Below are 12,177 nucleotides of genomic sequence, written 5' to 3'. Positions count from 1 at the left end.
GCGCCTGGAGCGCCTGGGCTTCTTCAAGGAAGTCAACGTCGAGACCCCGGCCGTGCCGGGCGTCGATGACCAGGTCGATGTGAACTACAGCGTCGAAGAGCAGGCTTCCGGCTCGATCAGCGCCAGCGTCGGCTTCTCGCAAAGCGCCGGCCTGATCCTTGGCGGCTCGATCACCCAGAACAACTTTCTCGGCACCGGCAACTACGCCAGCCTGGGCCTGACCCGCTCGTCCTACCAAAGCAAGTACAACATCGGCTTTACCGACCCCTACTTCACCCCGGACGGCGTAAGCCTGGGTTATAACGCCTTCTACAACGCCACCGACTACAACGAATACTACGACGACGATAATTCGTACTATTCCATCAATAGCTATGGCGCCGGCACCTCCCTCGGCTACCCGATCAACGAAACCTCACGGTTGAATTTCGGCGTGACGGTGCAACATGACAGCATCGAACCAGGGACCTACAGCGCCGATGAGATCTACGATTTCATCGAGCGCGAAGGCAAGGACTTCACCAACTTCAAGGCCAACCTCGGCTGGTCCGAATCGACCCTGAACAAGGGCGTGCTGGCCACCCGTGGGCATTCGCAAAGCCTGAACCTGATGGCGACGGTGCCCGGCAGCGACCTGAGCTTCTACAAGATCGACTACACCGGGCAGACGTTCCTGCCGGTCAGCGACGCCACCTCGCTGCGCTTGCACACCAAACTCGGCTACGGCAACAGCTACGGCTCGACCGACGGCCTGCCGTTCTATGAAAACTACACCGCCGGTGGCGAAGGTTCGGTGCGCGGCTTTGAAAGCGGCACCCTCGGCCCGCGCAACACACCGGCCACCGGCACCTACGCCAGCGCCGGCCAAGCCTATTACTCCGACCGGGACACCGAGTCACTGGGCGGCAACATACTCATCACCGGCGGCGTGGAATACCTGTTCCCACTGCCCTTCATCAAAGACAACAAATCGCTGCGCACCTCGGTGTTCTGGGACGTCGGCAGCGTCTACTCCGACAAGTGCTACCTGAGCACCACCCAGGGATGCGACGGGGTCGATCTCAGCCAGATGGCCAGTTCGGTGGGGGTCGGGGTGACCTGGTATAGCCCACTGGGCCCGTTAAGCGCCAACGTGGCCTTTCCGGTACGCACGCCTGAGAACGCGGATACGCAGGTGTTTCAGTTTTCCTTGGGGCAAACGTTTTAAGCGGGTGGGGTCAGTCATGAGCAGGGGTTGCTCCTCACCGCCCAGATCCGCAATAAACGCAGCTCATCAATAAATCTCAAAAAAGGAGAATAACGGCCGATACCCAGGATAAGACCCCGCAACCGGGGGCGCAGGACAGAACGGTAGGTCAGTCATGACAGAGATTTATTTGCTGATAGCGCACGGCACGGACCAGGGCGAAGCTTACGTCCTGGGCTGGTTCGATGACCGGAGCAAAGCCCGGGAAGTGGCCGAACAGAAGGAATGGGAAGCGTACCGCGCCAGCCTGAAGGAGAAACATCCTTGGTCCAGCCACAAACCGCTGGCGCCGGACCAGACGGACTATCGCCGCTACTGGATCAAGACCATTTCAAAATTCGAGCATGTGCCGGTGCCAAGGTCCTTTGCGGTTCATTGATCACCACGAATGAATATTCAACGAAACGAGCGTTATCGGTAGCGGTCTAGACGATTAAGCCCATCCGATGAGAGCGTTCTTATGTTGAAATTCCTTGGCGGTACCGTAGGCATCATTTTCCTGATTGGCCTGATCGTGGTGATTGCGCTGTTCAAGTTCATTTTTTAAGCGTGGTAGCGGCGATCTTTGGCCTGGCCCTGTAGGAGCTGGCGGAGCCTGCGATCTTTTGATCTTTCGCTTGGGACTCAAGTGGTAGGGAAAGATCGCAGCCTCGTTCGGTTGGCGGCGAACGCCTAGAACTGCGTTACAACCGTCACCCCTGCCGTGTCAAACCGGTCCATGTTCATGAGCGCATCGATCGATTGTTCGAGGCTGATGGTCTTGCCCACCAGTTTGTCAGGCGCAAGCTTGCCGGACGTGATCATTTCCATCATCGCGCCGTAACGGTGAGCCTGCATGCCATGGCTGCCGCATATCTCCAGCTCATAGGCAATGACCTTGCTCATGGGGATCGCCGGCGTGCTGTGGTCCGCCAGCATCAAACCGACCTGGACATGCCTGCCGCGCCGTCTCAGATTATTGATGGAGTTGAAGCAGGTGGTTGGATGGCCCAGGGCATCCAGCGAAACATGAGCGCCGCCCTTCGTAATCTCGAGTACCGCCTCGGTGACATCCGCCACCTGGCTTGCGTTGACCGTCGCGACGGCACCCAGCGACTGGGCAAGCTTGAGCTTATCGTCCGCGATATCGATGGCGATCACGTTCGCCCCGATAGCGTTGGCGATCATCACCGCGGACAACCCCACACCGCCACAGCCATGAACCGCCACCCACTGGCCCGCCGTGACCTTGCCTTGATCGACCACCGCGCGGAACGAGGTGACGAAGCGGCAGCCCAGGCTCGCCGCCGTGGCGAAATCCATGTTTTCAGGTAGCGCGACCAGGTTCAGATCCGCCTTGTGAATCCCCACATACTCGGCGAAAGAACCCCAATGGGTGAAGCCCGGCTGAAACTGGCTGTGGCACACCTGCTGGTTGCCGCTATTGCATTGCGGGCAAGCCCCGCAGCCACCTACAAAAGGAACGGTAATGCGATCGCCCACCTTCCATCTTGTGACCTCTTTACCGACCTCAGCCACGATCCCTGCCAATTCGTGACCGGGCACATGAGGCAGTTGAATGTCAGGATCATGACCTTTCCAGCCGTGCCAGTCGCTTCGGCATACACCCGTGCCGAGGACCTGAACAACCACACCGTGACGCTCGGGGGTCGGGTCTTCGACGGTCATCAAGCGCGGGGGTTGGGAAAAGGCTTCGTAAACTACGGCTTTCATGAGAATCCCTCTACTTTGGATAAGCGCCATACAGGATCAAGCGGCTTGGGCTCAATCTACTATCAGACGGCTTGATCACGCAGCACTGATCCGCCCCTGCCTGACATTGCATCATGGCTCTCTGCCACTTATTTCAACATCCACGCTTTCAATCGAACGGTGGATTCACTACATTGGGCGTAACCCTGCTCTGTCGACACGGACTGTCATGACTACCCTATCCCCGATCAGCTCTGCTATTGCCATCCAGACTCGCTCCGCCGTTGCGTCATCGCCTGCAACGGTAATCGAGAGTGCTGATGCCTTGCCGGCTCGACCATCGGCAACTGTCAGCCTGGGCAACCCCGGGGTCGATGTCGAATCACAGACCTACACCCGACTCGGGCAACTGCCTGGCCAGGAGATTGTTCGTGTCTGGGAAAAGACAAGTCAGGATGCCGTCACTCGCGTCATGGGGACCAACCCCAGGTCGCTGTCGATCGCCAACCGCTTCCAAGGCCTGGGTGCGGCCCTGGTGGAGCAGTTCGCCAAGAGTGGTTCGAGCATTTCCCAGTCAGTGTTCCATACCACCCAGGACAAGGCTCATAACGCCGCCGAGATAAAATCCGAACAGACGCTGCTGCACAATAAAGCCGACAACCTGATCAGTCTCAGCATCAAGACCGCCAGCGGCAAGACGGTCACCTTCAGCCTGACCAGCCAGGACGATGGACTTGGCGTTCAGGCCACGGTAGACGGTGGCCCGCTGAGCGAGGACGAACTCAAGGCGATTGGCGTTCTGGGCAGTGCCTTCCAGGCCGCTGTCGATGGGTTGACCGCCGAGCCTCCCAAGCTCGACCTGGGCAAGCTGACGCAGTTCGACTCCAGCGTATTGGCCTCCATCGACCTGAACGCCAAGCTCAAGGGCATGGACGGTGAGGACCTGACCCTCGCCTACCGCGCCGACAGCCAGAGCCGGACCACGCAAATGCGTGGTCCGGATGGCGAATTGAACCTGAGCGTAGATCTGAAGAACAGCGCAATCCTGGGCGATGCCAAGCAACAGGCCAACGCACTGAACAGCTACCTTGCCCAGTTTGATCGGGTGCAGGAGCGTGGCAGTGCCAAGGCAGCCCTGATGGAGATGTTCAAGGACGCCTTCAGCGCCATGAACAGCCACTATCCACAGGGCGCTACCCCCACAGAGCCACTGACCCGTAACGCGGCGGACAAAGGGCTGCTGACCGGACTGGCAGACTTCGAGGCATCCATCACTCAGACCCACAACGCGTCCAACCCGATGCGCCTGTCTGAAGTCGATAGCTTTGCCTATAACCTGTCGCAAAAAACGCTCGTCAAAGGCTCCATCATGCGCAATCGCAGCATCGATCAAGTCCAGCAATCGAGTCTATCGGCCAGTTATCACAAGAGCCTGAAGGGCGGGAAAGCACCCGTGCTCGGCACAACTCCCGACTCGCAGAACTATCGCTACGTAGAAGTGAATGACAAGGCCAGCAGCTCGGCCAGCCTCGCCTACAAGGACGGCCGGCTGACCAGAGCCTCCGTCACGCAAAACGCCAGCCAGGACACACGGACACAACAGTACGTCATGGGCAAAATGGTTGAAGAGACAGTGGTGCCGAAGGAGGCTTCAACCAGCCGCAGTCATTTGGTATTGCTGGAATACGCCGCCAAGGAAAGCAAGAAATCCAAGGATGCGCAGGAACAATCCTTATTGAAGGAAGCGCTCGCTACCCTGCACAACTCGGTGCTGCTGCAGGAAAACCCTTCGGCGCTGGCGCGCTGACACACCAGATTGCCATGAGCCGCCCTCGGCGCCGGGCAATATCTGGCAAATTACGCAAAGTTTTTCTGCATGCAACTGATCTACGTCAAGCCCATTCAGCGCACAGCAAATACCTTGAAACTCGACTTTCAATGATCTTGCTCCAGGGTTTGCCATGGACCTCCTGCTCAAGTTAGCCAATGGTGGAGCTGGCAGTCTGGCTTCCTACCTGGCCGCTCACGTCCTGCTCTGCCTGTTGCCAGCGTTTTTCATTGCCGGGGCCATGGCAGCACTCATTCCTAAAGCCAGCATCACGCACTGGCTGGGTCGACATGCACCTGTCTATGTTTCCTACCCTGCGGCGGCACTGGCCGGGTCATTGATTGCCGTCTGCTCCTGCACGATTGTTCCTTTGTTCGCGGGCGTGTACCGCAAAGGCGCGGGTATCGGTCCGGCGATCACCTTTCTATTTTTTGCCCCGGCAGGAAATATCATGGCCCTCGCCTATACCGGCAACATTCTGGGAGCGGAGTTTGCAATCGCCCGTTTGATCCTGTGCCTGATCTTCGGCATCGGTATTGGCTTGATAATGGCGACTCTGTTCTGGAAAGACGACCTGGCCCACGATGCACAGGCAGATGCCTTGTTCGCAGAGAAGGCCCGCATTGGCGGGCCTGCCCTGGGCATACTGCTGTCTTTGGTAGTCCTGCTGATCGCGGGCACCTTGCAACTGTGGCCTTTGACCGCAGGCCTGATCAGCATCGAAGTCCCGCTGTCCTGGGCCCAAGCGTGGCAAGACACCCTGTTTGAATGGGTTCCCTATGACGCCAGCAAAGGAGAGGAAGGCGTGAGCTTGCAAGGGTCTGTACTCATCGTCCTGCTCCTGATGATTGCCGCCACGGCCAAGCGTGGCCTGGATAACATCACCGAAGGTGCCAATGGTTGGACATGGGTTGCACTGGGCCTGGCCGCGAGTACTTTGCTGATTGCCTCGATGCGCCTGACGCCAGAACCTGGCACCTTGGTTTTCATCTTCACCGGTCGCGTGTTCGGTGTCGCATTGGCCCTGTTGTCCGTTTGGCACTTTGCCCGAAAACTGCCAGCCGAAGACTGGCAAAGCTGGCTGTGGGAAGCCTGGCGCTTCGTCAAGCAGATATTCATTGTGCTGGTGGTGGGTGTCTTCATCGTCGGCATGGTTCGCCAGGTGATTCGACCCGAATGGATTGAAAGCCTGGCAGGCAGCAATTCAGTGCCCGCCAATGCCACGGCAGTAGGGTTCGGCGTGTTCATGTACTTCCCAACGTTGGTTGAAGTACCCGTCGCACGCATGTTCCTTGATCTGGGCATGCATCCTGGCCCGCTCTTGGCCTACCTGATGGCAGATCCGGAACTCAGCTTGCAGAGCATGCTCATGGTGGCGGCGGTGATGGGTCGCAAGAAGACCGCCGCCTATGTCGGGTTGGTCGCTGCATTCAGCATCGTGGCAGGCCTGCTCTACGGTGCCTGGGTCGATGGCACCGGCTGGCTGACCCTGGGTGCGGGCGTGGCGGTCTTGCTGGCCATGACCGCTGCGATTTTCCAGTTGATCCGTTTTCAGCGTAAACAAACAGCAAGCTGACTTTCACACTCGGGAGCTTCCAATGCTGAACATCAAAATCCTCGGTTCAGGGTGCGCCAACTGCAGGAAACTGGAGGCCGTGGCCCGTCAAGCCGCGCAGAATCTGGGTATCCAGGCCGAATTCGAAAAAATCACCGACATGGGCAAGATGATCACTTATGACGTCCTCTCCATGCCGGCGCTGGTGATCAACGAGAAGGTTGTAAGCAGCGGGAAGATTCCGACGGTTGCGGATATCCAGGGCTGGATTTCGACGGCGCAATGACAAGGTCACAACGGCCTGGCATCCCGTCAGTCGGAAATGTCGACAAAACCGGACGAAATAGAGGGTTATTCAAGCCATTAGGGCCAAACAACCGAGCGGTCTACTACGCTCACTAAATTGAAGTAAAAGCAGCTGACGACAGAGGTGGGGGCCGACTGCATCGCAAGCGCAATGTGGAGGCGGAAATGACATCGATATCCAGAAGGCTCTTGCTAAAAGCAGGAGGCGGCATTGCTGCAAGCGTGGCGATAGGTCTGCCCAAACTCACACAAGCCGCGACACCCAAGCCAACGGCAGAGGGACGAGTCAATCTCCCCTACCCCATGAACGCGCTCGCCAAAGCGCAGGATTTGCCGGTCAATACACCCGTCCTGTTTTCTTATCCCGACGCGGCATCACCTTGCGCATTGATCAAGATGGGCGCTCCCGTTCCAGGGGGGGTCGGTCCGGAGCGCGACATCGTGGCCTACAGCACCTTGTGCACGCACATGGGCTGTCCAGTGGCCTACGACCCAGGACAAAAGGTGTTCAAATGCCCCTGCCATTTCAGCCTGTTCGACCCTGAGAATATTGGCCAGATGGTTTCCGGGCAGGCCACTGAGAACTTGCCAAGCATCGTGCTTGAGTACAACCCCAAAGACGATTCGGTACGTGCAGTTGCCGTCGAAGGGTTGATCTACGGACGTCAGTCCAACCTCCTTTCATAAGGAGATTCAAAATGGCAACCAACAAAGATCGTGTGGCACTGCCCCCCACAGATGCCCAAAAGACCAACCTGACCTGCCACTTCTGCATCGTGGGTTGCGGTTATCACGTGTACAAATGGCCGGAAAATCAGGAAGGTGGACGGGCGCCCGACGAGAACGCACTCGCGCTCGACTTCCGCACACAATTACCTCCCCTGGCTGCCACCCTGACGCCCGCCATGCAGAACACGATCATCGACAAGGACGGTAAGCGCTACAACATCATGATCGTGCCGGATAAACAGTGCGCCGTTAACAAAGGGCTCTCGTCCACACGAGGCGGACAACTGGCCAAGGTCATGTACAGCCCCGACGGAGTAGGCAGGGAGCGCTTGCGCAGCCCACGCATTTATGTGGCTGACCAGTGGGTCGACACCAGTTGGGATGATGCTCTGGCGCTCTACGCTGGGGTGATCAAGAAGATTCTTGATAATGACGGGCCTGCCCCGCTCGCCTTTGACTGCTTCGACCATGGAGGCGCCGGAGGCGGATTCGAGAACACCTGGGGCACCGGCAAATTGATGTTCACCGCACTGCAAACCCCATTGGTGCGAATCCATAACCGCCCGGCCTATAACTCCGAGTGCCACGCCACCCGCGAGATGGGCATTGGCGAACTCAACAACAGCTACGAAGACGCAGAGTTGGCCGACGTCATTGTGGCCATCGGCTGCAATTCATACGAAACCCAAACCAACTACTTCCTGGCGCATTGGCTGCCCAACTTGCAGGGGCAGACTGTCGACAAACGCAAACAGCGTTTTGCTGGAGAAACCGTAGTCCCAGCCAGGATAATTTTTGTCGACCCTCGCAGGACGCCAACCATCGCGATAGCGGAGCAGGCAGCAGGTAAAGGCAACGTGCTTCACCTGGATATCGAACCGGGAACGGATATCGCCCTGTTCAATGGCCTGCTGACCTATGTGGTCGAGCAGAAATGGCATGACGAGGCATTTATCGCGGCCCATACCAAAGGGTTCGAGCAGGCATTCCAAGCCAATCGAATGTCGCTTGAAGAAACCAGCCGCGTTACCGGTATATCGGCGGACAAGCTCAAGCAAGCAGCCGAATGGGCCTACAAGCCGAAAGCTTCCGGCCACCGCCCCCACACCCTGCACGCTTATGAAAAAGGAATCATCTGGGGCAATGACAACTACCTGATCCAGTCTGCATTGGTCGACCTGGTCCTTGCGACCCACAACGTCGGACGACGAGGTACGGGCGTGGTGCGGATGGGTGGGCATCAAGAGGGTTATGCCCGCCCCCCTTATCCTGGCAATACCAAGATCTATGTCGATCAGGAGATCATCAACGGCAAAGGAATGATGTATACGGCATGGGGGGCCAATCCCTTCCAGACCACACTCAATGCCGAGCAGCATCGTACGGTCATTCTCAAACGCGCCAACATCGTAAGGGAGGCCATGGCCAGTATTCGCGGCGGCACAACCGCGCAGAGGGTGGATGCGGTCTACGACGCGGTAAAAAACAAAGGCGGGCTCTTCGTCGCCAACATCAACCTCTACCCGACCAAACTGGCGGAAGCCGCCCATGTGATGTTTCCGGCAGCCCATCCAGGCGAAATAAATCTCACCTCCATGAATGGGGAACGGCGGATGCGCCTTTCACAGAAATTCATGGATCCCCCAGGTTCGGCGAAAGCCGATTGCCTCATCGCAGCGGCTATCGCCAACACCCTTCGGCAGATGTATACGGACGAAGGGAATCTGGACATGGCAGCGCGTTTTGCAGGGTTCGACTGGAAAAGCGAGGAGGACGCCTTCAACGACGGCTTCCGTATGGCCGGCCAGCCTGGTGCTGGCCCCATCGACAGCCAGGGCGGGACCACGGGACATCTCGTCACCTACGAACGCCTGAAAGCCATGGGCAACAATGGCGTCCAATTGCCCACCCAAGCATACCGAGACGGCAAGCTGATCGGTACTGAGATGCTCTACACCGATTACAAGTTCGACACGCCGGACGGTAAAGCAGAGTTCAAACAAGCAGCATGGCCCGGGTTGCCAGAACCGGTGGCGCAACAGAAGGCCAAGCACCCGTTCTGGATCAACAGCGGACGGATCAACGAAGTATGGCAAACGCTCTACCACGACCAGTACAACGATTTCGTACGGCGGCGTGTGCCGATGGCTTATCTGGAAATCAATCCCGACGATGCAAAGACGCTGACCATTGAAGCCGGAGACGTGGTCGAGGTGTTCAACGATTACGGTTCGTCCTATGCGCTGGCCTATCTGGAGCCCGATATCAAACGCAATCAGACCTTCATGCAGTTTGGACACTTCAACGGCGTGATGGGCGACCTGACCACGCCCTGGACCGACCGCAACGTGGTGCCCTACTACAAAGGAACATGGGCGAGTATTCGCCGTATCGGAAAGGTGGACGAGTTCAAAGAGACGATCAGCTTCAAGACGCGCAGGTTTAGTACCTAAGGACAATCGTGCGGGAGATTGATTGGCTCATGGCATGCCTGCGACATGTGCTGATTCTGGCGCTGCCATTTTCTTCACATGCACGTAGCGCGCAGGAGGCCGTCCAGTCTGACGGTTTCATATCGCCTCGGCATGCCTGGGTAAAGCAACAGAGATCAAGGCGGCCAGACACACAAATGCGCTTGATATCCATAGGCATGCGCCCAACCCAAAGTCCTGGTAAACCCAGCCGGAGAGTACGGTGCCGATCAGTCGTCCCATGGCGTTGGACATGTAATAAAAACCCACATCCAACGACACGCCGTCTTCCTTGGCGTAGGACACGATCAGGTAGCTGTGCAGCGACGAGTTCACGGCGAACAACGCCCCAAAAACCATTAATCCACCCAACAGCACGACCTGTTGCGACAGCCCGGTGTTCAGCCCCAGCGCAATAGCCGCGGGCAAACCCGCCAGTAGCAGCGCCCACAGGAACGCCGCTCGACCGTCCGGCACGTGCCCTCGCTTCTTTCCAGTGATGTTGGGCGCGAACGACTGGACGATGCCGTAGCCGATCACCCAGGCCGCCAGGAAGCCGCCAACCTTCCAGAAGCCCCAGCCCAAGACACTGCTCAAGTACACCGGCAAGGCCACCACGAACCAGACATCACGGGCGCCGAACAAAAACATCCGCGCCGCCGAAAGGATGTTGATCGCCCGGCTCTTGGACAAGATGTCACGAAACTTGGGCTTGGCTTTGGCCTTGCCCAGGTCCTTCTTCAACAGGATCAGGCTACTGATCCAAATCAGCGCCAGGCCACCCGCCATCGCCAGCAACGCGCCTTTGAAGCCGATCAATGCCAGCAGGACGCCGCCAAGAAAGAAGCCGACACCCTTGAGCGCGTTCTTCGAGCCGGTGAGGATCGCCACCCATTTGTAGAGTTTGCCCTGCTGCCCATCAGGAACCAGAAGTTTGATGGAGCTTTTGGCGCTCATCTTGTTCAGGTCTTTGGCGATCCCGGACAACGCCTGGGCACCCATCACCCAGGGGATGGTCAACCAGGCGACCGGCACCGTCAGCATTAGCAGGGCCGCGACCTGCAGGCCCAGCCCGATGTTCATGGTTCGGTTCAGGCCCAGCCGGGCACCTAGGTACCCCCCCACCAGGTTGGTGATCACGCCAAAGAGTTCGTAGAACAGAAACAACGCCGCGATTTGCAGTGGGCTGTAGCCCAACGCATGAAAGTGCAGCACCACCAACATGCGCAAGGCGCCGTCGGTGAGCGTGAAGGCCCAGTAGTTGCCCGTCACGAGCAGGTACTGTCGCACGGGCGGCGCGAGGGCTGACAACGCTTTCATGGCCGCCCCTCAGACTGCCAGGCCGACCATTTTGGCCAGTTCGACGGCGCGGTTGGCATAGCCCCACTCGTTGTCATACCAAGCGTAGAGTTTGACCTGGGTGCCGTTGATGACCATGGTCGACAGCGCATCGATGATCGATGAGCGCGGGTCGGTACGGTAGTCGATGGACACCAGCGGGCGCGCCTCGAAACCGAGGATGTCTTTGAGCTCATTCTCGGAAGCGTCCTTGAGGAACTGATTGACCTCCTCCACGGTGGTGGCCCGTTCGACTTCAAAAACGCAATCGGTCAGCGACGCATTGGCCAGCGGTACACGTACGGCGTGACCATTGAGGCGCCCACGCAGCTCCGGGAAGATTTCGGCAATGGCGGTGGCCGAGCCGGTACTGGTTGGAATCAGGCTCATGCCGCAGGCACGCGCACGGCGCAGATCCTTGTGTGGCTGATCGAGAATGCTCTGGGTGTTGGTCAGGTCGTGAATGGTGGTGATCGAACCGTGGCGAATGCCCAGCTTTTCATGGATGACTTTCACCACTGGCGCGAGGCAATTGGTGGTGCACGAGGCAGCGGTGACGATGCGGTGTTGCGCCGGGTCGAACAGGTGCTGGTTAACGCCCATGACGACGTTCAACGCGCCTTTTTCCTTCACCGGAGCACACACCACCACACGTTTGACGCCCTGATCCAGGTAAGCCTGCAGCACCGCCACGGTTTTCATCTTGCCGCTGGCTTCGATCACCAGGTCACAACCCGACCAGTCGGTGTCGGCAATCGTTTTGTTGGCCGTGACTTTGATCCGCTTGTTGTCGATGACGACGTGGTCGCCTTCGGCACTGGCTTCGTTGTTCCAACGGCCATGCACCGAGTCGAAGTTGATCAGGTGAGCATGAGTGGCCGCGTCACCCGCTGGATCGTTGATCTGCACGAACTCGAACTCAGGCCAATTCCAGGCAGCTCGCAGAGCGAGGCGACCGATCCGACCAAAACCATTGATACCAACCTTGATAGTCATGTTGTTGTGCTCTGTT

The 12,177-nt window shown here is 58.1% G+C and carries 11 protein-coding genes; 8 read left to right on the top strand and 3 right to left on the bottom strand.

The annotated features are described in order from the left end of the window. The 3 genes from bamA to AC09SL_RS17445 form a co-directional block, all read left to right on the top strand. On the top strand, positions 1 to 1,207 hold a 1,207-nt coding region (gene bamA, locus AC09SL_RS17455; protein WP_479571953.1), incomplete at its 5' end, for an outer membrane protein assembly factor BamA. A gap of 154 nt (positions 1,208 to 1,361) precedes the next feature. Continuing rightward, positions 1,362 to 1,625, top strand: a complete 264-nt coding sequence (locus tag AC09SL_RS17450) for a hypothetical protein (RefSeq protein ID WP_003203536.1) — start codon at positions 1,362 to 1,364, stop codon at positions 1,623 to 1,625. Positions 1,626 to 1,706: 81 nt separating this feature from the next. Then, the gene (locus tag AC09SL_RS17445) at positions 1,707 to 1,793 is read left to right on the top strand and encodes a small membrane protein YohP (protein WP_442087941.1); all 87 of its coding nucleotides are present in this window, start codon (positions 1,707 to 1,709) and stop codon (positions 1,791 to 1,793) included. A 125-nt stretch (positions 1,794 to 1,918) separates the two neighbouring features. Here AC09SL_RS17445 and AC09SL_RS17440 read toward each other — a convergent pair whose 3' ends face one another. After that, a complete protein-coding gene (locus AC09SL_RS17440) occupies positions 1,919 to 2,959 on the bottom strand; it encodes a zinc-dependent alcohol dehydrogenase family protein (protein ID WP_058542496.1) in 1,041 nt (346 codons plus the stop codon). Between the two features lie 208 nt (positions 2,960 to 3,167). Here AC09SL_RS17440 and AC09SL_RS17435 point away from each other — a divergent pair, with 208 nt between their 5' ends. The 5 genes from AC09SL_RS17435 (at position 3,168) to AC09SL_RS17415 (ending at position 9,809) form a co-directional block, all read left to right on the top strand. Further along, positions 3,168 to 4,745, top strand: coding sequence for a lactate dehydrogenase (locus AC09SL_RS17435; RefSeq protein WP_231139253.1), 1,578 nt, complete (start codon positions 3,168 to 3,170; stop codon positions 4,743 to 4,745). A gap of 154 nt (positions 4,746 to 4,899) precedes the next feature. After that, positions 4,900 to 6,342 (top strand): permease, encoded by a 1,443-nt coding sequence (locus AC09SL_RS17430; protein ID WP_058542497.1) that lies wholly within the window; start codon positions 4,900 to 4,902, stop codon positions 6,340 to 6,342. A 22-nt stretch (positions 6,343 to 6,364) separates the two neighbouring features. Continuing rightward, positions 6,365 to 6,607, top strand: a complete 243-nt coding sequence (locus AC09SL_RS17425; RefSeq protein WP_058542498.1) for a thioredoxin family protein — start codon at positions 6,365 to 6,367, stop codon at positions 6,605 to 6,607. A gap of 185 nt (positions 6,608 to 6,792) precedes the next feature. Beyond that, entirely contained in the window at positions 6,793 to 7,314 is a 522-nt protein-coding gene (locus tag AC09SL_RS17420; RefSeq protein WP_058542499.1) for an arsenate reductase (azurin) small subunit, read from the top strand. Between the two features lie 11 nt (positions 7,315 to 7,325). Then, positions 7,326 to 9,809, top strand: a complete 2,484-nt coding sequence (locus AC09SL_RS17415; protein WP_058542500.1) for an arsenate reductase (azurin) large subunit — start codon at positions 7,326 to 7,328, stop codon at positions 9,807 to 9,809. A 117-nt stretch (positions 9,810 to 9,926) separates the two neighbouring features. Here AC09SL_RS17415 and arsJ read toward each other — a convergent pair whose 3' ends face one another. Next, positions 9,927 to 11,147, bottom strand: a complete 1,221-nt coding sequence (gene arsJ / locus AC09SL_RS17410; protein ID WP_058542501.1) for an organoarsenical effux MFS transporter ArsJ — start codon at positions 11,145 to 11,147, stop codon at positions 9,927 to 9,929. Between the two features lie 9 nt (positions 11,148 to 11,156). Further along, positions 11,157 to 12,161 carry an ArsJ-associated glyceraldehyde-3-phosphate dehydrogenase gene (locus AC09SL_RS17405; protein WP_058542502.1) on the bottom strand — a complete coding sequence of 335 codons (1,005 nt, stop codon included), beginning with the start codon at positions 12,159 to 12,161 and terminating at the stop codon, positions 11,157 to 11,159. Positions 12,162 to 12,177 lie beyond the last annotated feature (16 nt).

Source organism: Pseudomonas sp. PF05 (assembly GCF_056521845.1).
This window is presented reverse-complemented; position numbering and strand designations above follow the sequence as displayed.